13 protein-coding genes and 1 pseudogene are annotated in these 25794 nt (G+C 66.2%); 4 read left to right on the top strand and 10 right to left on the bottom strand.

Annotated elements, in window-relative coordinates; all coding sequences use genetic code 11:
- Window positions 1-49: 49 nt before the first annotated feature.
- The 4 genes from IT780_RS28690 to IT780_RS28675 form a co-directional block, all read right to left on the bottom strand.
- The gene (locus tag IT780_RS28690; protein ID WP_199514919.1) at window positions 50-1870 is read right to left on the bottom strand and encodes a TniQ family protein; all 1821 of its coding nucleotides are present in this window, start codon (window positions 1868-1870) and stop codon (window positions 50-52) included.
- Between the two features lie 79 nt (window positions 1871-1949).
- Window positions 1950-2954: a TniB family NTP-binding protein gene (locus tag IT780_RS28685; protein ID WP_199514918.1), complete on the bottom strand. Its 1005-nt coding sequence runs from the start codon at window positions 2952-2954 to the stop codon at window positions 1950-1952.
- A 382-nt stretch (window positions 2955-3336) separates the two neighbouring features.
- Complete coding sequence (locus tag IT780_RS28680; protein WP_199514917.1) at window positions 3337-6306, bottom strand: TnsA-like heteromeric transposase endonuclease subunit; 2970 nt, start codon at window positions 6304-6306, stop codon at window positions 3337-3339.
- Window positions 6303-8006 (bottom strand): TniQ family protein, encoded by a 1704-nt coding sequence (locus IT780_RS28675; RefSeq protein WP_199514916.1) that lies wholly within the window; start codon window positions 8004-8006, stop codon window positions 6303-6305. The genes IT780_RS28680 and IT780_RS28675 overlap by 4 nt, the downstream gene beginning before the upstream one ends.
- 928 nt (window positions 8007-8934) lie before the next feature.
- Between IT780_RS28675 and IT780_RS28670 the strand changes: the two genes are divergently transcribed.
- A complete protein-coding gene (locus IT780_RS28670; RefSeq protein WP_199514915.1) occupies window positions 8935-9135 on the top strand; it encodes a hypothetical protein in 201 nt (66 codons plus the stop codon).
- A gap of 535 nt (window positions 9136-9670) precedes the next feature.
- Here IT780_RS28670 and IT780_RS28665 read toward each other — a convergent pair.
- The 5 genes from IT780_RS28665 to IT780_RS28645 all read right to left on the bottom strand — a co-directional run bounded on the left by IT780_RS28665 (window position 9671) and on the right by IT780_RS28645 (window position 17462).
- The gene (locus IT780_RS28665; protein ID WP_199514914.1) at window positions 9671-11851 is read right to left on the bottom strand and encodes a protein kinase domain-containing protein; all 2181 of its coding nucleotides are present in this window, start codon (window positions 11849-11851) and stop codon (window positions 9671-9673) included.
- A gap of 26 nt (window positions 11852-11877) precedes the next feature.
- Entirely contained in the window at window positions 11878-12666 is a 789-nt protein-coding gene (locus tag IT780_RS28660; RefSeq protein ID WP_199514913.1) for a hypothetical protein, read from the bottom strand.
- A 20-nt stretch (window positions 12667-12686) separates the two neighbouring features.
- Window positions 12687-13526 carry a vWA domain-containing protein gene (locus IT780_RS28655; protein WP_199514912.1) on the bottom strand — a complete coding sequence of 280 codons (840 nt, stop codon included), beginning with the start codon at window positions 13524-13526 and terminating at the stop codon, window positions 12687-12689.
- Window positions 13527-13663: 137 nt separating this feature from the next.
- Window positions 13664-14506: a restriction endonuclease gene (locus IT780_RS28650; RefSeq protein ID WP_199514911.1), complete on the bottom strand. Its 843-nt coding sequence runs from the start codon at window positions 14504-14506 to the stop codon at window positions 13664-13666.
- Between the two features lie 259 nt (window positions 14507-14765).
- Window positions 14766-17462: a DEAD/DEAH box helicase gene (locus IT780_RS28645; RefSeq protein ID WP_199514910.1), complete on the bottom strand. Its 2697-nt coding sequence runs from the start codon at window positions 17460-17462 to the stop codon at window positions 14766-14768.
- Between the two features lie 202 nt (window positions 17463-17664).
- On the opposite strand from IT780_RS28645, the gene IT780_RS28640 reads away from it, so the two are divergent.
- From IT780_RS28640 to IT780_RS28630, 3 genes are read left to right on the top strand one after another with little or no spacing between them, the layout of a single operon-like run.
- Window positions 17665-18873: a restriction endonuclease-related protein gene (locus IT780_RS28640; RefSeq protein WP_199514909.1), complete on the top strand. Its 1209-nt coding sequence runs from the start codon at window positions 17665-17667 to the stop codon at window positions 18871-18873.
- Window positions 18870-22199, top strand: coding sequence for a pPIWI_RE_Z domain-containing protein (locus tag IT780_RS28635; RefSeq protein ID WP_199514908.1), 3330 nt, complete (start codon window positions 18870-18872; stop codon window positions 22197-22199). Before IT780_RS28640 ends, IT780_RS28635 begins: the two co-directional genes overlap by 4 nt.
- A complete protein-coding gene (locus IT780_RS28630; protein WP_199514907.1) occupies window positions 22199-24859 on the top strand; it encodes a pPIWI_RE module domain-containing protein in 2661 nt (886 codons plus the stop codon). Before IT780_RS28635 ends, IT780_RS28630 begins: the two co-directional genes overlap by 1 nt.
- A gap of 178 nt (window positions 24860-25037) precedes the next feature.
- Here IT780_RS28630 and IT780_RS42210 read toward each other — a convergent pair.
- Window positions 25038-25794 (bottom strand): annotated as a pseudogene (locus IT780_RS42210) (IS5 family transposase); the annotation flags it as partial.

Genomic DNA, 25794 nt, shown 5'->3' with positions numbered 1-25794 from the left:
CACGGCACTAACCCCGACGTACCAGTGCCGCAAACCGGGCACGGGGAGGCTACTCGCAAAGGAAAGGTGTTGATTCGACCGCTCCAGTGAGCCGGTGGCGCCTGAGCAGCGTCTGGGCGAGCTTCCTCATGCCCGTCTCGATTTTCGGCAATTGTTGCTGCTGGAAATATATGTTGTAGCGCTGGGTTGTGAGACGCCGTTCCTTCGCCGGTAGTTGCGCGAGACCGAGGGATGGGGCGTGGTGCCAGTCGCCGCCGGTGAGGGTGGCCCACAACCATGCAGCGGCATGCACCCGGTGCCGTTGCCATTTTGGCGAGTGCGGGTCGAAGCCGTGCGCGTCACAGACGTTTGCCCAGTCTTTTCCGGGCACGTCGGTGAGCGACGTGAGCGCGCTGCGCCGGCGGCGGTAGTCGATCGGCTTGGTGCGGCTGTTGAGCGTCTCAGTGAGTGCGGTGAGGCGGTGGTGGAACAGCTCGCCGGTGCCGTCGGCGCGCATCCTGTGAGTAAGCAGGTAGCAGTGGGCGGCGACGTGCTCCGGGAGGCCCAGGGCTGCGGCGGCGGTAGCCCAGTCGTTGAGCGCTGGCTCGACAGTGCGAGCGAGCGCCAGGGCGCAGAAACGGCGGCTCGGAATCTCCCATCCCGCCCGTAGAACGTCGTCGCTCAAATAGGAGTAGGCGTCAGGCCACATCAAGGCGGGCACGTGTCGGCTGTCGACACGGGCGGTGGGGTGGCGGCGTTGAGACCGGCCGTCGAGAGATGCTGAGACAGCCCAGAGATGCCGGTCCCGTGCTTCGCGCAGCGAGTACGCAAAGCGGTCGGGTGGCCGCCAGAACTTGTCGAGCTGACGCCATCGAGCCTTGCAGTCCGGCATCTCGCCGCTGGCCTGGTCGACAAACCGCCTGCAGGCATCGGCAACGTTGTCGGCGAAAGCCAACCGTCCGGCGACGGTTACTGCGGCGGCGATTAGCAGCGGGTCGGAGGGCGGCAGCGTGTAAGAACGGTACGCCTCCTGCGCCTGGCTTCCCTTCCGTGGTACCTGCGCGTCGCGCACGGCAACATGTCGAATGAATCGGTCCCGCAGCAGAGGGTCAGCGTCGCTGAGCATTCCAGGTACGCCGATGTAGAGCACGAAGGTGAGCAGACTACGTAGTTCGGTCAGACGTTGCCGAGATTTACCGCGGGTATCGCTGTCGTTCGCCGAGTCGAACAGCATGTCGACACGCCGCTGCAAAAGGACAGCGTCGCGGTCGGCAGGCTGTTGCGCCGCTTGGCCGATCTCGAGACCGCAGATGTCATTTGTGTGCCGACGTCTGCGCGGTTTTCCGTCGACGCGGCCTCGACCGGTCTCAGGTACTGATCCACAACACAGATGCTGCTGCCGACCATCGCGGGTATTGGATTGCAGCCGTGCACCGCAGTCAGGGCAGATCGCGATCAAGTAAGCCTGATGATCAGGGCAGACGAAGGCCCACGGCGTCTTCCACCTGAGGTGCCATACGCCGGGGGAGTCACGCAGGCACGCCGGGCAGGCACGAGAAGCCCAGATGTACGCCCACGCGGTTCGAGCCCACGCGGCGACCGTGCGCCGGTCGTTCAGATCAAGCCGGGCCATATCCATCGCGGTGCCGGCGTATCGGCTCAACAGCATCTGGTCGATAGTGACCTCGGCAATGCCGGATGCCTGCTCGACCATCGTCCGGACGTTGGGCGTGAGTGTGACGCCGTACGCCACGGGCATCTCGGCGACGTCTTCGATGAGTCCCAGGTGGTACCACATGTGCCTGCGTTGCACACCGTTGATGGCCGCCGTTCGGTCGACCCAGCTGGGAAGCGACTCACCGTGGGCCGGTTGCGCCCGTACGGCGAGCATCCGCCGACTATGCGATTGAGACGTCACCTGCGGCTCCTCGAGCGGATGGCTAGGTCGATACGCGGACAGACGAAGAGGATCAACTCACCTGAAGATGCCCTGACTGGGCCCGTTTCCGGGCCTGACCGCTCTGGCTCTTAGTGAGCTGCCGATAGGCCTCCATCGAATACACGTCGATCTCGATGGTGTCCAGCATGTTCCGTGTGATCTTCTCGCTGCCGTCGTCAATAGCCCTACCTGCGGCGAGGCGGATGAGTTCCGAAAGGCTGGCGATACTGCCGCCGGTACGGTCGTGCATGTAGCGCCAATGTTGAGTGGCGAGGCTGCCCGATTCATGCTTGAACAAGGTGAGCGCATGCTCCATTTCGTTGATCACGGACGCCCATTGCCGTTGATGCGCGACCGTGTTCACTTGGAAAGGTCCGATATTGTGATACGAATTCCGCATGGAAGTCTGCGTCGGCCGCCTCTTGGCAAATCCTTCAAGAAACATACCCGACGACCTCAAGTCGTGACCGGCGAAAACGAAGGTGGCCGGGCAATAATTTGAGAGATGCTTGATGTGGTTATTGACAGACTTTCCCTCTTTCGATTCCATGTTGAGGAAGTGATACTCGTCGACGACTATGAGTTCCGTACCGCACGCATTAAGGATTTCGATCACCTTCTCCGTAGCTTCGGATTCGGTCACGGCGGAACGGAATGGCTGATTGAACCAATGCGCAATAGCGAGAGAGAGATTTTTGGGAGTGGTGTTACTTTGCAAGCCGACCAGCACGAATGGGGTGTAGTCAATCAGACGGCCATCCTGGACGTACTGCGATGAGAACCGCTCCGGATACCTGCGACGCAGGGTAAGCTCGAACTTCGCACCAAAGGTCTTCACCAAGGTTGATTTACCAACGGTGGGTTGGCCGTCGAGAACGAAACCTCGCCTGGGTCCTGTGGTTTGATGCTTGTTGGCCCGCATTTTCTCAGCAATCCGGGCATGAACCCGCTTCATCACCGGAGTTTTGACGATGACAAGAGCGCTATGGTGATCGTGTCGCGCCTCGTTGAAGTCTTCCCGCACTTCGGCACCCATGCGCCGGTATATCGCATAGCTGGGCATGTCGGGTCTCGGCGGAGGTTTCATATCTAGGTAGGCCCGCCACTGTTCCTTCGTGCGGGGCTCGGCGAGGCTAGGGTGCTTCTGGTTTTGCCACGGCAGCATTCGGTTGTTCCCTCTCAGGAGGATCTCGCAGCGAGTGTTCGGAGGTAATGTCAGGCTGCAGCGGCTTCCGCTGCAATGGCGGCCGCGCTTGACGGCCGGCGTCCAGTCAATGCAGCATTCAAGGCGCCGTCGGCCGACAACGGGACCGAGATCGTCCTGGAGCTACGGGCGTTGTTTCTCAGTGGCGAAAAAACGAGCGATCATGGTTGTGATCTGTCAGGTGAAGGATTGTCAGATTTCAGCATCGGCGCTCCTAATCTGCTTGGGGATCCCACACTCCGAGAGGCTCCAGGTCAGCGAGGTCACTCAAATCGATATCGTCTTCTGATACGGGAGTCGTGTATAGAGCGGCGGGTTCCGTGTGTGTCTCGATCGGTGGATCGGCGTTGGCACGGTCCCTGGCAGCGGCGCGGGCCCGCTGCGCATCCTTGAGCTGTGCTCGTCTGTCGATGCGCAGCCAGGTCTCCGGGGCATCAGTGCGGTTCTGCAGGTCCAGCAGCGCCTTCGCGATCAATTCGCTGTCGGAGTTGTCCAGGCCGCGTACGGCGACGAGCTTGCGGGCGTTACGCAACATGACGTCGGTGAACGGCAGGTGGGCGGGACGTCCGTGTATCCAATCGAGCAGGTGCCAGGTGTTGTCCCGAGGGTCGAAGAAGTAGGCGTGCCGCAAATCTCTGGGGTCGTACCGCACTGCCCATTTGCCGGCGTACTTGCCGCTTTCCGGGGAAGCGACGTGACGCAGCTCGTGCAGCACGTTGCCGAAGTACCGCAAACCGTTGACGTCAACGCCGTAGTCTTGGATCTTGCAGCGAGCGATCGGCAGCAGTTCGTAGTACATGGCGCCGTTGATCGGGCAGACCACGTAGCCGGCGTGTGCTACGGCGTGCTCATATGCCTGATTCGGTGACATGTGGACGCCCGGGAACCCGGGCAGGTGCAACCCGCCTGTCGGCCGTTGTTGGTAGACGGCAATGACGTACTCGGCAAAGAAGTCATCGAGCTCCTCCAGCGTCCAGCGGGCGAAGGCTTCGGGGTTGCTAGGGCGGTGCGCGACGTCATAGCTCTTGCATCCGGCGACGTGCTCGCTGAACTGCATGCGCACTGTTTCGAATGATCGTTCGATGTTCGCCTTGTCGATTGGCCGGGCTTTACGGGCGTCCTGAATGCTGATTCCTAGCCACTGTGCAGCACCCCAAAGCACCTTCGACTGGTACGGCTTGCCCAGGTCGACCAGTAACGTCTCGGGATAGATGACCGGCCGGGCGGCTGCCTCGGCAAGGCGCTCGTCGAGGTCAAGTAACCGTTGCTGCGGCAGGCGCATCATGGTGAACCGCAACCGATCATCCCAGCCCATGCGCATCGGTAGCGGCGCCATCATGTCTGCCAGCAGCAAGCTGACGTCGATGCCTTTGGTGCCTGCCGGGGTGAGCCGCCACGCCAGCAAGCTGCGAGTCGCCAGATCTAGGGCGTAGGTGAGTTCCACTGCATGGGTAAGATCCGCCGCGGGCTCGTAGGCAATGACATCTAGCCGGGTCGTATCAATCATGACGACTTCGCCCGGCCGCGAGGCTCGCAGGACTTCGAACGCGCGGTCAGGTTTGTTGGCGTCATTCTGGCGCCGGCTCGTCGGCCCGGCAGGCGACAGGTGCAGCAGATGCTCCACGGCTCGATAGAACGTACGAGCCGGCGGTAGCGGCACGACGCCGGCGCCGTGAGTGGCGTCGAGCCGGTTGCGTACTCGACGCATGAACCGGCCACCGATACGGGCGCCGCTTTCGAAGGTTTCAGCGGCGCACTGGTCCTCGATGGCTCTGATCGCCCGGGAGTCCATACTGTTCAGCGGTGACAGGGCGCGAAGCTTGCGTCCGTCGACGAGACCCCACCGGCCAGCGTCTTGGTACGCCTGCAGAAGCCGGTACAGATGCCGTTCGGTCATTCCGGTCTCGGCGGCCTTCGCCCGCAGTCGCGCAGTGAGTGTTTGTCCGTGCGTGTAGGCGGGGCGCGGTTCGCCGGGCAGCGCCTCGTGGGCTCGGCCGCTGCGGTACCCCGTGAGTACCTCTTGCAGGTGGCCTTCGAGTTCCACGATCCGTTTGATCTCGGTCTCCGGCAGCTGGTCGACTTGCGCGGCCATGTCTCCGGCGACGGCGCGTGACATCGGCTGGCCCTCTGGTGCAGGCCGGAAGCTCGGGTCGGCGACAAGCTCCGTGACTGCGATGATCTGGCGGCCACCGCTTTCGGACATCAGCCGCACAAAGGAGCCGTGCAGTCCGAGGACTTGGTGAGTCTCCTCTTCGAACTCGATGTTGGCGCCGACGGCGAGCCGCATGGGCCTGTCCATCCGTGCTCCTTGACTACGGCTGATGCCGCTCTGACGTGCGATGGGGTTGGTGGGGTGATGCCAGCTGACCGGCAGATCGCTGCACCGCAGGTGAGTGAGGCGGCTGTCGTAGCGCAGCGGCTCGGCCAGGTCGAGCTGGATTTGCTGGCGCCAGCACAGGTGCAGCAGTACCGCCCGGGCCAGCTCGGGCGCTTCCATGAACCGCATGACCTCGGCGATCGACGTTGGTTGTCGCACCAGCTCGAGTAGTCGGTCACTCATGGTCAGTAACGCCGCCGGCTTCCGGCGATAGCCGGCAAGGAAGGAGACGTTCGCCCAGAGGACGTCGTCGATCTCTTTGACGAACCAATAGTTCCAGCCCACTACCTCGCACCACCGTGCCGTTCTGCGGGCCAACCTGATCTGCTTCTTCTCCTCAGCCAGGAACGGGGCCTTGACGTCGATGACGTGGCCGTGGCCGTCAGCCGTGCGCGCGAAGAGGTCAGGCACGTGTTCGAAGGGGCCATCTCGGTCATGGCCGACGAACCTCAGTGGCTGGCTGCTGAACGCCACCACTGCGGGATCGAAGTCCAGCATCGTCATCCACTTTGACTCCAGGAAGCTTTCGTACTCGAGCAGCACCGAGCCGGTGGCGGACCAGTACCGGCCGGGTGTGTGCGTGCTGTTCTTGTAGCGGGGTATGCGCCGCGCCGGGTGCGCCTCTTCCAGCGGGAGGTCGCAGGCGTCGTCGAGGGCCACGACGGTGGACGTGCCGGCTGCGTCAATCCACGAAACTCCACCGTAGATGCCGCCACCGGACGACTGCTCCCGCGAAGGATGGGTATTGCGCAGCCTCATGTCGACGATGTCGGCGTTCGCGACTCCGAGATCTCGTCGGCCAGTCATCGCGCGCCCCGTACGGCGAGCAGCTCGGTTGCCCAGGTTCGCAGCGGGATCATCTCGGATGGTGCCGACCAGCGCAGGAATTTTCGGTACCCCTCGCGGGCCGACTCCGCCTGGATGGGTGTGCTCTGGTACGCCGGAGCTTGCCCGGCGTCACCGCCGGTCAGGTGCTGCCATACCCACGCCGCCGCGTGCACGCGTCGCGGGAGGGTCACCGGCGGCGGGCCGACGAGTGCCACCACGGTGTGCGGAACCTTGAATTGTTCGTTCAGCGCTGAACGCCGGGCGGCGTAGTCGATCAGCTCCCGAGACGCCATCCGCGCGGCGATCTGCTCGATCGCTGCCCAGAACGCGTTTGGGTCTGCCACCCGGCGTACCGCCCGATCAGCCAGCCGGGCGGTAATCGACGGGTCAGCCTCGATGGCGGAACCGGCGTGCATCCATGACCGCGCTCCGCACAGCCGGGCGATCGCCACCGCACCGAGCTGCCGGCCCAACCGCGCGGCCACACCGGGCAGCTGCGCCGCCAGCAGCTCCTGGTAATCCTCCGCACTGATCAGATGGGGAATGTTGCGGTACGTGAACGGTGCCGTGGTAGCCGGCACCGCACCAGCGATTCGCGAGGCGCCCGGAGTAACCGGGCGCACCGCTGCGGCAATTGCCTGCGGACACGGAACGCCCCGTAGTGGATCGTGCCGAATCTGCCGGCGTCGGCGCACCCACCGGTACGTCAGCGGCGCCAGCGCCTCCCTGGCAGCATCGGGATTCGCCGCACAGAGCACCTCGTGAACCGACACCAGGATGGCAACGGCCGCGGCGGCAGTCGCCGGCATGGTCGTCAACCGGGCGGACATCCCAGCCGGCGCGTTTGCCCGCGCCGTCTGCTCGTCGGCGAACGCCTGCGACACCTGCGACATCGTTGGCACCAGTGCGTGCACATCCTCCGGTGTCGTGGTGAATCGCACCAGTGCGGTGAGCCAGCGCATCGCGGTAGCCCAGAATCTGGTCGGCACGGACTGGCCGGACCACCCCTGGCTGGTGCCGGATGCCAAGTCCAAGAACGTCTGCTGTGCCAGCACCACGAGTTCCGGCACGGCAACCGCCGGGGTTTTGTCCACCAGTGCCGGGCATCGGCCGCTCGGTGTGTAATTGCCGCACTCGCGCGGGTCGAGCACATCCACTCGTGACAGCCCACGCGGGCGCCTGAGGTATCCCCTGCGCAGCGGCACATCGCAGCCTGGGCACACATCCACGAGCAGCACCGCATGACGGGGGCAGACCGCTGCCGCGCCCAGCCGCCACCACGCCGGCCACACCGGTTCCTGCGCCAGGCAACGCGGGCACGCTCGGCTACCGTGAAAGTTGGCCCATTCCCGACCCAGCACCGGCTGCACGGTCCGTTCGTCATGCAGGTCGAGCGCCGTCAGGTCTAACACCGTCCGCCCGAAACGACTCAGTAGCATCCCGCCGACTGTCTCCGGCAGCAGGCCAGTTGCCGTGCACAGGTCTGTCACGGATTGCTCGGACGCGGTGATGCCGTACAGCACGGGACGTACATCGTTGCTGATGTTCCGCAGCGGTAGGCCAAGGGCCTGTACCAGCAGGCCACGAGGCACGCCGTAGTAGGCGGCCTGCCGATCGACCCACGACGGCAGCGACTCACCATCCCGCGGCGGTAGCACTACCGGAAGTCGACGGATCATGTTCGGACCTCTCGGGAGGAGGCCGTGCCCGCCCAATCTGCAGCTGGAGAAACCGAGCGACGGGGATGGAGGGAGTTCCGGGACGAGACGCTCGATGGCGGAGTCGCAGCGGATGAGGTGTCCGCGGATTTGCAAGCTTTCGTTTCGGACAGGAGCAGCTTCAGTTTCCTCGCCCTCATCGCCTGGCGGCGACCCGCGGACGACGGAGCGCTGCGTCGCGAACGGTATGACTGAGTACGGCACCCGACGTCGGGGCACACAAGGTCGTCAGGGTACGGACCTGGCGCGATGCGCTGAGCCGATGCCGTCAAGACCGCCCACGGATCCGAGGACGCACCTTGCAGGCAGGCGATCTTCAGACTTGGCGGTACAGCGCGACTGGCACGGCGCCCTGGCTGGTGTCGACAGCAAGCGCTTGTGCTTCCACCAGCGGCATGCCGTCGGCCCTTGTCACTGATCTGAGAAACCTTCGGCGCGACGTGCCGAGCGAAAAGCTGAACCACAGTCGCATGCCCTCCTCAGCAAATCGGCAGGCGCCGAGTATCAGCTGAGGAATAGCGAGTAAGAGACGCTGCCGTCGGCGTGTCGCCACTTAGAAATGGGCGCCATCCGTCGACTACGGCATAAAGGAAATTTACCGCAGCATGCCCTTACCGCAAATTTATCTATCCACCAGGAAGAGCGAGTTCAGACTGTCACATCGGGCCGTTGTCCGCAACTTATGCACACCTGTCTGATTCTGATAATGCTCGACGGCCTTCGGACGTCAGAGTTGATCATTGCGTCTGGCTGGACCTCTAGGCGCGTCCGATCCATCTGGATGCCCTCCTGGCGGTGACCGTTTTTGATTTCACTCCAACAGATCAACTTTATGCGAGATTGGGCACACAAGCCCGCGGCGAGGTCGCCGCCGACGCGTCAGCGACGCGTGGCCGTCGACGGCTCTCTTGGCATCCTGCGACAACACATCTTTGGGGAGCGATTTCCGCTGGAACAGCCACCGGCGGCCGAGGGCGCGTTCGACCGTACAGATCTCACCGAGGACGGGCCGCCGCTCGTCGCGGCCACCTACCGCTTGGCGAGCGACATCATGCAGACTTCGGACACCGGGAGGCGGCGGTCCAAATGACTTCTGAGGGAGTGCTACGGCAGAGTTCCGGTCACCGCAGCTGCATGGAGCACGCCTACGGGCGCAGGCGGACGAACGCAGGCGTCGCGATGACCGACGATGCGTCGAGGGCTTTTGATCGGCGCCGAGCAGACGCACACAGAACGCGGCTCGCCGGTCGATTTGACGGCCCGCCGCCGGAGCACTGCATACAAGCGTTACCGCTGTTCAGCGGCGGCTATTCGCCTCGGACAACGCGCACGTACGCCCTCGTGTGGACGATGCTTGGGAAACCTGCCGTTCTTGTTCAAGGTGAGGGGCCTTCGTTGGCACGAAGGACAGGTGTGCCCGCTGAGCGGGCGTGCGCACCTGCCCACCTGCCGGTCGGCGACGTATCGAGTGGTCCCAGAGCCGTCGCACAAGGGTTGATGCAATGGTGACAGCCAACCACCTGAGGTGTGTCTGGCTTTGCTCGCGAGTTCGGGGTTCTGTCCCGCGAAGAGTGATTGATCTTCGGGTTCAGCGGGCTGGGTGAGGCGGCCGATTACCTAGCCGATCAAGCCGTCCATGACGGGGCGGATCCGGCGGCAGCGCGCAGGTACCTCGGCATGGTGGCCCGCTTCAGCGGAGTGAGAGCGGCGTCGCGTTGGGCAGCGTCACGTCGGGCGGCCGTGACAGCGTTCTGCGCCCCGACGGCACGCCGCTCGAGGTTGGCGCGTTTCGCACCGAGGTCGGCCTCTACGTCGCGCTGCTGCTTGTCCAGCCCCGCCTGTGCAGCCTGTTCCACGCCCTTAGCGTGATCGATAGCGCCCCGAGCTTGCGATTTCGCCGCATTCTCTTGAGCGTTGAGTCCGGCATGGAATCGCTGGAGTTCAGCGGCTACCTCACCGCGCTGTTGTGCAGTGAGTGACCGGGGAGCCTGGGCCTCGGCACGAGTCTTGACGGCCTCGCGCCATTGAATCAGCGACTGTGCACGCGTCTCCCCGATGTTCTCCACGTACGTGCCGTAGTCAGTCCCCGTGCGCTTGATGTAGGTCTTGGGGTACTGGCCATGCCCGGACACGGTGCGGTACTCGACGAAGTCAGCGGCAGTGCGGAACCCGTGTGCGGCAAGCGCGCCGGCAAGCTTGGCATGAATCCCGGGTGGCGGGTTTTTCGCGATGACGGTGCTGGCCAAGACCCGCTGAACGTGCTCGGCCGCGATGACCTCGAGCCGCTTCTGCTCTCTGGCCTGCTGGCTGTTGTGCCAGTTGGAGCGTTGCTGCTGAAGAGCTTGCAGCGTCTGTTGCAGGACCTGCTGCGCGTGCCCTGTCGCGGCGTCGCGCTGTCGGACGGCAGCGGTACGCTGCTGGGCAATGGCCTGCCTCTGCGCCGCTCCGCTAGCTTCGAGTTCTACGACGAGGTGCTGTGCGTTTCGTACTTCATTCTCCGCGGCCACGACGGCGCGCCGCGCCGTCACGCAATCGGCGGCCGCTCGCCTGCGGGCCGCAGTCAGCGGATGGGTCCAGTAGGTGCTCGCAATCACCGCCGCCGCGACCGCGGCCGCGAGAAGCCATCCGATGAGGGGCACGACCGCCGCCGTCGTCCAGCCCAGGTAGGCCGCTGCACCTCCTGCCGTCATGAGCAGCGCGAATGCCGCGGCGATGCGGGCCAGGATCAGATTCCGGCCGGCGAACGAGTACGTCACCGGTTGCCCGAACGCGCCGGCGGGAGCCGACGTCGGCGCGGGCGACGCCGTCGTGTCCAGGTGATCAGCGAGCCAGTCCGGGACTTCAGCGGCCTGTGCCGCGTGCGCTACCGGTGTTGCAGAGGTGGTCTTGCCGGCGGTGACCGACTCGAGTGGGGGCAGCTGGGCGGGAAGCATCCGGGTGAAGCTCATCAGATGGTCGGCGAGTTCGGTGAGCTGAGCCGACCCTGCGGTCCGAATTTGTTGGAAAGCGTCGGAAGCCGCGGGATCGAGGTAGTCCGCGGAGGCGAACAGCAGCTTGGTGTCGTCATCGCTGGCACGGAGGCGTCGCCACAGATTTGGCCGCGTGGCCAGGGCAATCAAGCTGGCGTAGATCACCCAGGCGGAGAAGCGGTCCAGGCCGGGACCGTAGTCGCTGTCGGCGCGACGAGGATGCTGATAGTTGGCGAGCCCTTTCTCGTTCGCGGGCAGCCCGGCGAGCTGGGGGACGAACATGCCGTCGTAATCGATGAGCTTTAGCTCGTCGTTGGCGGTGATCAACAGGTTTCCGTGTTGAAGATCGCCGTGGGCGATGCCCGCGCGCTCCAGCACGGCGACGACGTCGGCGAACTGCGCCGCGACGGATAGGACTCGGTCCGGGAAGGACAGGTGAGACTCCAGCCAGGACATCAGACCCTGGGCTTGCACCCACCGCATCTTCAGCAGCGGGTAACGCACGCCCGCCACCATGACCCCTTCGGCCTGGTAGTCGAAGTCCACCAGGGCCGGATGGTGCAACGCCTGCAGAGCGGTGGCGATCGCGTCGTACCGGCGGTGCCGGTCCGCGTCGGGACGGACGAAACACTTAATCGCCCACTGCTCACCCACGGTCCCGTAGACATGGAAGACGGAGGCGAAGTTGCCCGACACCGGTTCCGGCATGCCGAGGTCGTCGGTCTTGACCGTGCCGGCCCGCAGTTGCGGGTCAGAGAAGGCCAGGCCCGGCGCTTGCAGCGCGTCGACGTAATCGCCGCCGGTCGGGTACCGGGCCGGTGATCTCTGCTGGGTCACGGTGGTCGTCCTCGCTCGTCAGCGGTTCACAGGTCGATGCGCAGCAGCGTGGTGTCGTCGTTCTTCAGCGACCCGTTGGCTCGGCAGCCGTCAACGAGTGCGGCGAACCCGCCGATCTCGGCGTCGGTGCCGAGATCGGACAGGGTGCGCCACGGTGTCCCGCCGGCCCGGGCCTGGGCCAGGAACCACTGGGCGAGCGCGTCGCTGGCCAACAGCAGCTGATCGCCTTGCCGCCACTCGGTGGCCCGCGCCACCACGTGTTCGCCGATCTTGGCGGGGTCGAGCGGCCGGGACGGGGCCAGACCGGGCCGGGTGTCGAACTCGTCGGGGTCGTCGATAGGGAATGCGGTGATCAGCTCGTCGTCGCGCACCTGGAACAGGCAGGCGTCGCCCAGCGCGGCCACCAGCAGCGGGCCCTGACGGTCGGTGCGCCCATCTAGCAGATGTGCGCCGACGAGGGTGGCGTAGGCGCCGCGACGTAGGCCATCTTCCTCGTACCAGGCGATCGGCTCGCCGGCATCGTCGCGGACGCGTCGGTATTCGGCTTCGACCGCGTCCCAGCCGGTCGCGGCCGCGAGGATCGTCGCGGCCAGGTGCTGCCCGGCGGGCGCCGCCGTGAACGTGGTGGTGAGGTGTCGCGCCCAGTGTCCGGCGAGCATGGCCTCGCTGGCGCCGTCGGCGACCGCGGCGGCCAGCCACGGCCCGATGACCTCTGCGTCGTCACCGGCCGCAGGTCGCACGTCGCTGGCGTCCTCGTACTCCTCGTTCGTCGAGCCGGCCTTGGGCACCGCGAACGTACTGATGAATGCGCGCATGACCGGTGCGGTTCCCGGGCTCAGCGCAGGTCCGTGGCGCGGGTGCCGATGTCGAGGAACTGCACGACGGTGATCATGTCGGCGTTGTAGACGAAGCCGCGGCTGGTGCCATCGACGGCGATACCCTGCTGGGCGGCGTAGGCGCGCATGTGCGGCGGCAGCGGCGAACTCATCGAGAACAAGGTGCGGGCGTACTCGTCGTTCAGCTCGGCCGACGCCCCCGGGAAGATTGTCGGCGTGCCACCCTCGCTGGACACGTGCAGGTTGAACAGCAGCACGTTGCCGTCGGTGGACGCCAGCTCCCGCACCGCTTCCGCGGCCGGGCGCGGATCGCCGTCGGTGGCCTGGCCGTCGGTCAGGTTCAGCACCACCGGCGGGAAGCAGTTCTCGTTGGTCGCCAGGAACGTGTTGGCCAGGACGGTGGCCTGGCGCAGCGCCTCGACCATCGGGGTGCCGCCATTGCCGACTGGGTCCACCCAGACGGGGAACTTGGTCGGCTGCTCGACCAGCCCGCCGGCACCGTCGGGGACCTTCTTCGTCCGTTCTTCGACCCGGGCCGGGTACTTCGCGACCTGCGACAGCGGCACCAGGTCGCGACCGGCGAGCTCACCTTCGAGCAGCGATCCGACGTGTACGCCGTACCCGATGACCGCGACGTGGAAGTAGTCGCGGACGCCTCCTTCCTTGGCGCACTTGACTGCCAGCTCGCGCAGCAGCCGGTTCAGTGCGTCGGCGACAACGTCCGCCTTGCGGCGCACCAGCTCGCCTTCGGTGATCTCGTCGAGCATGGACGTCGACTGGTCAATTAAGAAGATGAAGCAGCTGGGGTTCGAGCGGCTGATCTCGGCGGTGTACGCCACGGCGGTTCCTTCCGGGTTCGGGTCATGCAACGGGGCAGGTCACGTTCCTAGTGCGGCGTGACGACGGCTTGTTGGGGGCGAATGCCTACCGAGGACGGCTTCGCCAGCTCGGACACTGTTCAGGCGTGGCAGCGGTGTTACGGCGCCTCGTTCCACCAATCCGTGGTGGACGGGGCGACAACCGGAGGCGGTGCGGTGGTGTTCGCCGTTGCGGGGCTGGCGGAAGCCGCGGGCGACGCCGGCACAGAATGTCCGGCCGCGGGGACGATGGGCTGTGAACGTCGCCGTGCCCGCCGCGAAGACCACACCGTCATCAAGTGGTGAAAGCGCCGGGCCGTGGCAAGCCGTGTCAGCCGCGGCCGCGCGGAAGTGACCGACTGGCCGGGGATCGCGGCGATCGGCACCGTCAGCGAGTCAGCCCACCGGCCGAGCGCGTCGCGGTCGACGACGCTGATGTGACATCGCCGGGCCACGTCGGCGGCCTGAGCGGTGAGGTAGTTGTTCGTGACCATCAACGCGACATCCGCGCCGTGGATGTGCCGGGCGGTTCCGGCGAATCGCTGCACCTCCGGGCTACCGACCTTCGTGGCGTACCGCTTGCACTGCACCACAAGCCGTCGGCCGTCCGGGGCGAATCCGGTCACGTCCGCGCCCATGTCGCCGGAACCGCCGGACACCCGCACACGCCAGCATCCGCTGGCCCGCATCAAACGGGCCACCCAGTGCTCGAACTGCGAGCCGGACATGGCGTCGGTGACGGCGACCGTTAGCTCCTGGCGTGCTAGGCGCCGAGATCGCCGAAACCACAGCCATCCCGCCCCGCCCGTCGCACCGATCACAGCCACCGTCATCAGCGATGCGGCCGCCGGGTGCTGCTGAGCGAACTGGACGACAACACTGACCAGCAGGAAGGCTCCACCGGCCAGCCACCAGCCGTCCGTCGTGGTGGCGGGCCGTGTCCTTCGCCGTCGTCGAGCCATCCTCACCCTCCAGCCGACCTGGCAGCCGCCGTGCGTAGGCAACTGCTTGCGAACTGTAGATGGAGGGTCTGACACTCTGACCGAAGTTGATCTATGAGCGGGTTGTCAGAAACGCGACATCATCGCCCCGCTTCACGGCTTGCGCAGCCCAGGCAAGGCAGCGGCAGATGCCGTCGGGTGAGGAGGAGGCGTCCACGCTGACGGAAAAGGATCAACGTAGGCCCACGCTCGGGCCGCTCGGCGGTCAGACGAGCTGCGCTCAAGATCCACGGATGGGATCCGCGCTCAGACGCTCACGCACCTGCGTCGCCAGCACGCGATGTTCCCAGAGCACGCGCGCGATATCGGTGTGCAGGACGTCGCCTGCTACGCCTTTGGCGATGCCTCGCAGCTCCTTCCACGCCCGTACCGTGTCGTGAGCGATATCGAGGATGAGCTTGGGTGTCGCCAGGTTGACCTGCGGTGCCGCGATGGGCACCGCGTCAGGGTCAACCACACTGCGCGGCGTCACGATGACGGAGATGCTGCCCTCCGGTGCGTATTCGACGCCATGGTCGGCGGCCAGCGATGCGAGCTGCGTATTGGTCTGCCGCACATAGTCCATGCTGAGCAAACCCTGAGGCTCCTGCTCACTCTTCGCCTCCAGGGTGATCCACAGCTGAGTCCATACCCACGCCGCATCTGCCCGTCCTTGGCCAGGCGGCTTGGATGATGCTGCGCCGAGAAGCTCTCCAAGCTTGACGAGTCCTTGTTCGTATCTGGTGGCGTTTTTCTGTGCCAGGTCGGCGAGCATGGTGGACGCTTCGCGCTCGAACTTCACCGGCGAACTCAGCCGTCCCTTGAGCAGGGTGGTGACGCCCTCGACAGCTTCCTCATCCCGCGGGTCGGAGTCGTACGTCGTGGCCGGCAATGGTTGAACTTCCTTGAGCCAGGTCGTCCCGACCGCGGCACTGTGCGCTTTGCGCAGGAGATCTGCGCTGCGCAAGGCAGCCGGCGAGGTGTCGTCTGATGAGGCCAACGCGGACCACGCGCTGCCCAGGTACGCCCAGAGGGCGTGGTACGGCCGCAGGCTCGGCGCCTTCAATCTCTCCAACACCTCAACGGCTGTACGGGCTGCGGACTCCCAGTCTTGCTGCCACGCGTAGTTCCACGCGCGGACTTCGAGCAGTGTGCTCGCCGCGAGTTCGGCGACGTTCGGCTGGGGGACGCGGGTGGCCTCTCGGCGCAGCCTCGCCAGCTCCGGTTCTGCGTCTTCCTGCCAGACCTCGTCTTGTCGCAGCGCGCTCTCGGCGAGCAGGACAAGATCGTCCGCGGGTGCCTGGCTTTGCTCGAGGCCGAAGGTGATCTCGGCCTGTAGCTCGACCGGCAGCGACTTGCGCACCTCGGCGTAGGATAGGAACCGCAGAATGTCCTCACCGGTAATCACAACCACTGCCCAGTCCTTCGGGCCGCGGGTGCATCGGCCGGCGCCTTGAAGGACACGAGTACGAATTCGCTCTTGTAGTACCTCAGGGGCCCGCAGCTTGGTGTCCAGGAACCTGTCCTGCAGGTGAGACGCTGCGGGAAGACCGGCCATGAGCATGATGCGGCAGGCATTGTCCGCCAGGTCCATGCCGTCGTACCGGTTCGGCGCGAGTAAGGTTCCGCTCTCCGCGTCGATGAACGGCTGGATTCCGGTGTCAGCGTCCTTGGCGGTAAAGCGCTCCCCGGAGGGAACACCGAGCAGGTCGGCGATACGGATCGCTGACTTGTTGTCGGGAGTCAGGATGAGTCGCTTTCTGCTCAGGCCGAGCAGTTCACCGACCAAACCGGCCTCTTCCTCCTCGGGTTCCTCGTCCTCGCCGGTCTCGTTGGTCGCGGCGTCAGACGTCGGCGGCTGACTCTTACGGAACTCAGGCTCCGGAATCTCACTTTGCTCCTGGACCTCGGTCGGCGGTCCCGCCAGCTCCGGGAAGACGAAGAAACGGCGCCCGCTGCCGGTCCTGTCCCACGCAGGGGGAACGGGTACTCGCTTGATGCCGGTGCGGCCGAAAGCCCGTTCCAGCTCGCCGGCGTCGCCGAGCGTCGCGGATAGGTACAGCCGCTGACTCGGGCCAGTGAACGCCTCGTGTTCGAACGTGGGCGGGATCATCGGACGGATGTAGAACTCACGGCGCGACACGTAGAACAGGCACGAGCTCAAGTTCGCTCGCAGCATCTTGACTCGGTAGGACTTGTCGCCTTTTAGACTCGCGAGGACGCTGTCGATGGCCTCGGCGTGACGCGCAACCGCTCCGATGGGAATGAGTCGCACCTCGCCGGGGTCAGCCGCCGGGCCGTCAGGCGCGACCATCCGCGCGACGAACGATGGTTCGACAGCGTCGGCGAGCGCATCGAAAAGCTGGACGTATTGATCAAGATCAGCGCCGACACTCAGGGCCCACGCTTCGGCGACGTAGCTTTCCGCGGCGTGAGCGTCGTCGAACACCAGCGTCTGAGCGTCGTCGAGGTAGGACCGAAGGGCGAAGATCGCGCTGTAGGTGGTGACAGCGATCGCCTCACCGCGGGTGTACCGAGAGAGTTGCGCCTGATCCCAGTTCCCGTGCGGCCCGATCAAGAGGACCGCCGGGATGCCCTGCGCGTTTGCCTTATGCAACACCTGACGGGCGAGCTGTTTGGTTGGGCAGGCGTACACCACCCGCTGTGCGAGCGTCCGGCGTCTCCACTCCGAGACCAGCAGGCCCACCAGCGTCTTGCCCGAACCGGTGGGTAGTTCAAGCGCGACGTCCGCCGTTGTGGAGTGCTCCTGCGCGTATGTCCGAAGCTGGTCGGCCTGGTGCGACCACAACGCGCCGACGCCGCTAGGAGTTCGGGGAAGCTCGCCGAACAGCGACTCCGGATCAGCCGCACCAGCCACCGGCTCGGTGCGCCGCCGGAACCGTGGGCGAGCGCGCCGCTCTTCGTCGTTCGTCGTCACAACGACATCCTCTCGCATCGCCCAGCCCACGACCGGTTCGACCGTCGTGCCAGACACACGGCCCACGATCGAGTGACAGCCTCCGATGCCGGTGAATGAACTGACCAGCGCAGATCTGACTCGCTAGTCTTCAGCCGCCGACTTTGTCGTACCCGGGGTGTTTACTCATCCGGCACTTTAGACACGTCGGAGAAGGCGAAGAATGAAGACAGTGCTGCACCACGATCACGAGGCAGAGCCGACGCTTGCAGATTACGATCATGGCCCGCTGCGGGACGACTACCTCACGGTAACGCTGCTGTCGGCGGGACTCGCGCAGATCCTGCAACGCCGCACGCGCGCCGAACGCGGTGAGCCGAACGATGAGGCGCTGCTACCGGCCGCCTGGAGGGTCGGCTTCTCGCGGCTGTGGTGGCGCTGCGCCGCACAGGGCGAGCCACCAACATGGAACGACCTGCAGCTGCTCGCCTTGTGCGCGCAGCCGCTGATCACGTGGCCGGTGCAGCTGGACCTGTCGGAGTCCGACCAGCAGCACGCACTGCTGGTGGACAGCCGGCTGTCGGAGTTCGCGGAGCAGGGCGCCCGGCTTGCACGTACCGATGTGGAGGCGGAGTGGGTCGAGAACCGGGTCCACGAGGCCCTGCGCACGGCGGCCTCCGCAAACGGCAGCACCGACCGCGAGGTGGAGCTGGCCTACGCGTACCTGCGCCGGTACCTCATCGACCACGCGGTGATCGCGGACCGAGAGGTGCTGGCGCTGGAACGGCGGTTCCCCGCCACGGACAACGCGGAGCGAGCCCATGTACGGCGGCTGATCGAGACGGCGTACCGTGCACGTCCCGCGGCCGGCCCGCAGCGGTACCTGCTCTGCGCCGGCTGCCGCAACATCGTCGCTGAGACGGCGCCGCAGTGCGGCACCGCCGGCTGCCCGGGCGGCGAGCCGGCCGCGCTGCTGCTCGAGCCGCTCGCGGCGGTGTACGAGCAACACCGCGCGACGCGGCTGTTCATGCATGACCCGGGGCTGGTCGAGGCGCGCATCATCGACGCGCTCAGCGACGACGACACGCTGGCGGGTCGCGTGCGGGTCACGCCGTACCCCGGCGTCGACCTGCTCGACGTCCTGATCGAGTTCGTGGCTCCCGGCGGCACGGAGCCCGCTGTCCTGGAGACCTGGGGTGTCGACGCAAAGGACCAGCTCAGCGCCCACCTGCTGGGTCGCGGCTTTGTATGGCCGAGGTCCATGATCTGCAAACGACGGTTCCTGGCGTTACCGACGCACCGGGCGAAACAGCCCGGCTACGTCAAGGACCTGGAGACCGAGCTCGACGGCCGCGTCGCCGGCATTGAGGTCGTCGACGAGACCACCCTCGTCCGACGAGTCCGCGCCCGCGCGAAGGAGCTCAACCCGTGAGAGACGGATCGTCGTGGCGCGCCGCACTTGCGACGGAGCTGGAGGATGCGGGGTTCCCCACGCAGACGATGGACATCGGGGCGTTCTGCGCGCTGGAACTGGGCCTGCACTTCCTCAGTACCTACGTGCCGGGTGAGCCCATCGGCGCGCTGCAGCCCTTATTGTCCGGGTACGTCCGCGTCGGCGACGCCCTGGAGCCGGTCACCCGCAGGGTGCGGCATCGCATGGGCGATGTCAGCCGGCGCGGCTACTGGCGTGGGCTGCTGAATCAGTACATGCGCCTGCCCGCCGAGTGGCGGTACTTCGACCGCCTTGACGATCCGCAGCATCGGGTGAGCGACAGGACGATCTTCGCGGTCAAGCGCAGCCCTTACTGCCCCGAGCGCACCGACGTCTACGACCAGGCGATGACGCATCCACTGACGTACCAGGCCACAACGTCGTACCCGCCGGCGCAGGCCGGCAGGCGGTACTGGTTCGCCCTCGACGACGACCGGGTCGAGTACGTGCAGTTTCCCGACCGGCTCCCGACCGGGCCAGCGGTCACCGCGCTGCAACCACCTCAAGCGCGCACCCGCCCCACCTGGGACATCTCCTTCAGCCAGGACCTGGAGCGAACCGCCGCGTGGGTCGACGAAAAGCTTGAGTCGCGGCCGGATGTCACCAACCGCAACTGGGTCAAACGGCTCCGGGGGAACATCCGGTTCAACACCGTCGACCCGCACGGCGCGAACCTGATCGACAAGCCGGACACGTTCCGCATCGACGGTGTCGCCCACATCGTCGGTCTGATGAACTCCGGCAAGACCACTCTGACCGACCTCATCGCGATCGACCGGGTGAAGCACCACAACAACCGCGTCGGTATCGTCGTCAGCTCGGTCGGCGATGTGCTCGCGAAGGTTTCCTTCCTACGCATTCTCGGTATCAAGGCGGTCCCGATCATCGGCACCAGCTCCCGGACGGAGCACGTCGGCCGGTATTGGCGCACCCTGATCGAGGACGGCGCCGAGCTCATTCCCGACGACGGCGAGACGGCCGACCCCGCCGCCGACTACGCCACCATCTCCTGTTTGCTGGAGCCGCTTCGCACCCACAACGGGCCGGGGTGGGCTCCCCTGGAGCCGAGCACGTCGCCCTGTCGTGGGCGGCTGCGGTCGGACGACGACAGCAAGCGTCGGCACGACTGCCCACTGCTGACGGTCTGCCCCGCGCAGCGCGCCTGGCGCGACATCGGGGACGCCGAGGTGTGGGTGACCACCCCTCAGGCGATGCTGGCTAGCCGCGCGGATCCGGCCACCGCCGCGGCGCGCTGGTTCGAAGCAGCACAGTGGCAGCTCGATCTACTGATCATCGACGAGGCCGACGCGGTCCAGCAGGTGTTCGACTCCAAGTTCGTGCAGACCGAGGATCTGGTCGGTGCCCTCAAAGGCTGGTCGCACCGCATGGTCGAGTACACCAACCAGGCCTTGGCGCGAGACAGCATGGCCCCGGCAGCCGACGCGGACGTGCGCCGCTGGAACGAGCTGTTGCAGATTCACGAGCATGCGGTGTTCAACCTCAACAGCCTGGCCCTGTCCCCACCGGGCGAGCAGCTCAAAGAACTGCTCGGCGACGCCCCGTTCACCGCACACTCCCTGTGGCGGCGCGTGGCACGCACACTGTTCGGGTTGCCGAAACGCGGCGAGGGCGACAAGCAGCGCGAAGATCTCGCCGACGACTTCTACCGCGAGAACTTGCAGGACTACACCGAGCAACCACTCGAGGCGGCGCCATCCGCCCTCGAGCCCGTGCTCACCGTGCTGACCGCACAGACCCGGCGCGACGAACTCGTCACCTCGACGCTGAACACCTGGATCAACGAGCACATACCCGACGACCACCCCCACCCGGCACGACTGGAACGCGACCGTGAACTGCTTCGCCTGACCATCGAGGCGGCAATCTGGGCCGGGCACATCACCACGACGTTCTTCGAGATGGCCACGAAGTACCCCTCGATCCGCGCCAAGCTGAACCTTCCGGACGAGGAGACGTTCTGGGCCGACCAGCCGCCGCGGGACTACCGAACCCTGGTGCCCGAGGCACCGATGGGCAACATTCTGGCACTGCGCTGGGCAGCCAGCCGCAACGGCGGAGCATCCCTGCAACTGCTGTGGGTCCATGGTGTCGGCCGCTGGTTGCTGCACCACGCTCATGACCTGCTGGCTTGCGAAGGTCTCGACGGCCCACACGTCATCCTCACCTCAGCCACGAGCTGGGCGCCCGGGTCGTCGTTTTACCACATTCCGGTGACCCCGACCGCGGTGCTGCTGCAGCCTGACGAGGACCGCCAAGCGCTGATGACCTCCAGCATGACGGTCGTCAACCCGAAGACCGGCGTCGACGCGATCTTCGTGTCCGGCCGGCAGAACACCGAACGCCACGACAGCCTGCGCCAGCTGGTCACCGCTCTGTGCCTACCCGTCGGCGGGCGCCACCGCAGCATCGTCGACGAACTACGCGCCCAGCTGCCACCCGACCGTCAGCAGGTGCTGTTCGTCGTGCTGTCCACAGCCGAGGCGCGCACCGTCGGGGAGCACATCAACAACCGCACGCCCCTGCGAGCCCGCATCGTCGTCCCGGACGCCGCCGACCCCGGGCGCGACGGCATCCTGCGCCGACTCGTCGGCTCCTTCGGCAAGGGATCAGACGACATCCTGGTGGCCGCCGAGATGTCGATCCAGCGCGGCTACAACATCCTCAACTCCAACGACACCGCAGCGCTGGGCGCCGTCGTGTACCTCACCCGATCTCACCCGCCACCGTTCGACCTGGCCTTTCCACTATCGCTGATCAGCCAGCTCGCGATCACACACCTGCAGCGCCCGCCACGCGTCGACACACCGAGCCGGCCGGGTGAGGTCGCCGACCTCGTCCACCAGTTGCGGGCGGACGCCCGCAACATGTGGTTCGACGTGATCGGCCGGCCGGTGCAGTTCCGCGGCCTCGATGACGCCTACATGCCGGCGTTCATCGGCAACACTCTGGTACCCATGAGCCAGACCATCGGACGCAGCATCCGCGGCAACCAGCCCACCCGGGTGTTGCTGTGCGACGCCGCGTTCGCCCCTCGGCTGGCCCGCAACGACACGGCCGCCGACACCGCCGCGACCAGCATCGTGGTCGCGACCGACGCCTACCTGACCCGGTTGCTCACCGCACCGGCGGCGACCGCCCCCGCCGAGCAGCACGGTCTGCACGCCATCAACACCGCCGTCTGGAGCCTCATGGGGCACCTCGTCGGCGGCAACGACCCCCTCGGATCGCACCGGAAGGCACCGTGATGAGTGACCCGAATGACGCCAACCAGCCAGCGAAAACCGCTCGCAAGCCCGTCGGCGACAACATGACGCTGACCGCCTTCGAAATCGCCGAGGGCGCCGAGTGGATACAGGAGTGCCAGGTCACCACCATGCCGGCGCCGTGGCTCGCGCTGCTTCGTAAGGAGTATCGCAAGCAACCGGGCGTACGTGACGGCTGGTCGTTGCCGACCAGAGGCCTGGTCGAGATCCTCATCGGCGTCGACCCGGCCATCATCCACGTCGACTGGAACCCCGAGTCCGACACGTTCATCGTCGCGTTCGACGGCGCCGACACGTCCGTACTGACCGCCGCCATCGCCGCCTGGGCCACCACCGAGATCAGCGGTGACGTCGACTGGTTCACACTGCTCAACCCCACCGACCTGCGCTTCACCTCCCAGCGGTTCAACATCCTCGAACACGGACAACGCACCAACGGCACCGCCGCGGTGGCTCCTCACGTGTTCAAAATGCTGCCGACCTTCATCGCCAAACACGTCGTCGACAACGGCCTGACACTGCTGGACACGCCCCGGCAGCTGATCCTCGGCCCGCCGCAGCGCAACAACCGCCGCGACATCGTCCTCTGGCCCCCGGTCCGGCTGCACAGTGACGACGCCGGAGAGGCCCTGGTCACCGCGAAGATCACCATTCACATCGAGACGGTGCCCAACCATCCCCGTCCGCACGTGCACGCCGACCTGAGCATCAGCCGCTTCCCGCTCATGCCGGTCACGTACGTGCCGGCCCGCGGCGACGGACCGGCCGGCGGCACCCTCTGGCTGCATGCACCCGACGGGTTCATGCGTCCCCACGAACCGCACACACTGCTGTCCGCCCCGATCCGCCAGGCGTGGAGCCGCGAGAAAGGCACCCAGTGGAAGTGGAAACCAGGCCTGGCCCGCGCCCTCGCCAAACTGACCCACCTGCCCTTCCCCGCCCCCGACAAGGTCCTCGCCCAGCCGGCCACCGCCGCCGACGAGGGCGCCATCCGCGCCTTCTTCCTCTACAGCGAGGGCACGAAGAGCCAGGCCGCCGACATCGACGAGCCTGACGGCGGCGACCCGGACGGCTCCGGCAGCCGCAGAAAGTCCAAATCACTGCTGCACGCCGCCAAGACCGGCTTCGTACCCGGCGACCACATCGAGGTGCATCGGCAACTCGGCACGCTGCTCGCACCCTTCGGTATCATCCCGACCGGGAACAACGGCCGAGTCGGATCCAAAGCCGCCCGCAAGATTAAGGTGCAGTTCGACCCTGACGACACCTACACCATCGAACTGTGGACCCACACCGAGATCACCCGGAATGCGGTGCTGGCTACTCTGCAGCATCACTTCGGGCTCACCCGTGCTGACGACGGCACCGACCCCACCGAAGCACACTTCACCGGCGACCTGAACCTCACCGTGCTGTTTCGCGACGGCACCGACCTGGCGGCCGGTGTCAGCCGCAGGTCCGACGACAAGCGACCCGAGTCCACCATCCGGGGCGCCTACGCCAACCAGGTGCTCCGTGAGCTCGGGGTCTGCACCGACCGGCACGCGGCCGTCCTGGAACTCGACGACGACCGGCACTTCAGCAGGATCGGGCGCATCGACCCCAAGCCGGCACTGAAGAAGGCCTTCGGCCGCTCCAGGCGACCGCTGCAGTGCCTGCGTCCGGCAACACTGTTCAAACCGCCGAAGACCTGGCCGGAGAAGTCCAAGCGCAAACCTCCGGCGCCGTATCCGGGCACCGAGTTCGGCGCCAGCACCATCCTGCGCTGCGCTGCGGCCGTCAACGACGCCCTGCGCCAGCTGGGCCGGCTCGGCTCGTACACGATCCCAGCGACGCTGCCCGACATGGAACACATCGGCATCTGGCTGCACCACGACGGCAAGACGTGCATTCCTCTGGTCGTGCGGCACAGCGGTGACGCCGAGCCCACCGCCGTGCTCGCCGCAGCCGACGGAACCGCCGGTGAGATCCCATACCGGGACCTGCCGTACGCGCTGGCCTCAGGTCGTGGCCGCATCGGCCCCGGAGCGCAGCAGAAGGCGTTGATCGCCACGTTCCTGACCAACGTCCTGGGCATCGGCGCGGCACCGGATGTTCACGACAGGGTGGCGTTCGTGCGCGCCGGCAGCTTCCGCAACTGGGGATGGGACTGGTTGCAGGACAAACACCTCACCCCCGACGACCTCATCGGACCGGGAGTCGAGCTGGGTGAAGACGGCAGGCCGGCACCACTCGGCCCGGCCGACTGCGGTGGGCTGCGGATAATCCGGGTGCGGGACCGCTCGAGCAACATGGAGGTCGCGCGAGGTTTCGCCTCCGACACCGACATGTACGCCGAGCGGATTAGCGGCCTGTTCCGGTTCACCGAACGGGTCTACTACGCGATCAACCCACGCTCCGACCAGATGCAACTGCCCCTGACCGTCACGAAGCTCGACCCGGACCTGCACCGCAACTTCACCGCGACGGCCGCCAACCCCGTGCCGCTGGAACTCTGTGTCGCGTTTCAGCAATCAGGCGACGATCCAGAAACCCTCGCCACCCTCGCTGCCCAGCTCAGACGCGCACACGCCCACACCGTCCAGGACACCCGGTACCCCGGCGTACTGCACCTCTGCTCACTCGCTGCCGAATACCTGTGAGACATCACCCAGGAGCGCGTCTACATGCGGTTCACCGTTCCACGGGACCAAGCCAAGGTTGAGCTCGACTAGCAACTCGCTGCCGTCGCGGCGTACGCCAGCGCTGCACCTGCCCGGTCAGCCGGGCGTCGCCGCCGGCGGCACGGCAGGCCAAGCCCTAGGCCGTGTCGTCAAAGGGCTACAGCCATTGGAGCAGGGCTGCGATGGTGATGGTGGCCTGGAACGATGTGTGGGTTTTGTCGTAGCGGGTGGCAAGGCTGCGGCATTGCTTGAGTCGGTTGAAGCAGCGTTCGACAACGTTGCGGTGGCGGTAGATCGCCTTGGTGAAGGCCGGCGGTCTGCCGCCGCGTGACCCGCGCCGGGCTCGGCCAGCCTGCTGGTCGAGGCGTTCGGGAATGGTGTGGCAGATGCCGCGGCGTCGTAGGTAGGCGCGGATGGCTTTGGAGCTGTAGCCCTTGTCGGCGATGACGTGATCGGGTCGTGTGCGGGCCCGGGCGGGGCCGAGGCGGGCGACGTTGATGGCGTCCATGACCTGCTGGAAGCGAGTGCAGTCGTTGACGTTACCGCCGGTGATGACGAAGGCCAGGGCCCGTCCGGCGCCGTCGCAGGCGAGATGAATCTTGGTGGTCAGTCCGCCTCGGGATCGTCCGATGGCGTGATCCGAAACGTCCGTTTCCGGCTGCCCCCTTTAGCCGCGCCGGCGGCGTGCTGATGCGCGCGCACGATTGTGGAGTCCACGCTGACCAGCCAGTCGATGTCGCCGGCGGCGTCCGCGTCCGCGTGGGCTCCGGCCAGCATCCGGGTGAAAGTGCCGTCCAAGGCCCACCGGCGGAAGCGGGTGTAGATCGATTTCCAGGAACCGTAGCGAGCGGGCACGTCACGCCACGGCGCACCGGAGCGAATCTTCCAGACGATGCCGTTCATGACTCGGCGGT

Source organism: Nucisporomicrobium flavum (assembly GCF_016464385.1).
Taxonomy (GTDB): domain Bacteria; phylum Actinomycetota; class Actinomycetes; order Mycobacteriales; family Micromonosporaceae; genus Actinoplanes; species Actinoplanes flavus_A.
This window is presented reverse-complemented; position numbering and strand designations above follow the sequence as displayed.

Coding starts and splice junctions, on each gene's coding strand:
- IT780_RS28630 (WP_199514907.1), top strand. CDS start 22,199: ATGAGTGACCCGAATGACGCCAACCAGCCAGCGAAAACCGCTCGCAAG.
- IT780_RS28690 (WP_199514919.1), bottom strand. CDS start 1,870: ATGCTCGCCGTACGGGCGCAACCGGCCCACGGTGAGTCGCTTCCCAGC.
- IT780_RS28660 (WP_199514913.1), bottom strand. CDS start 12,666: ATGCGCGCATTCATCAGTACGTTCGCGGTGCCCAAGGCCGGCTCGACG.
- IT780_RS28675 (WP_199514916.1), bottom strand. CDS start 8,006: ATGATCCGTCGACTTCCGGTAGTGCTACCGCCGCGGGATGGTGAGTCG.
- IT780_RS28680 (WP_199514917.1), bottom strand. CDS start 6,306: ATGACTGGCCGACGAGATCTCGGAGTCGCGAACGCCGACATCGTCGAC.
- IT780_RS28640 (WP_199514909.1), top strand. CDS start 17,665: ATGAAGACAGTGCTGCACCACGATCACGAGGCAGAGCCGACGCTTGCA.
- IT780_RS28685 (WP_199514918.1), bottom strand. CDS start 2,954: ATGGGTGCCGAAGTGCGGGAAGACTTCAACGAGGCGCGACACGATCAC.
- IT780_RS28650 (WP_199514911.1), bottom strand. CDS start 14,506: ATGGCTCGACGACGGCGAAGGACACGGCCCGCCACCACGACGGACGGC.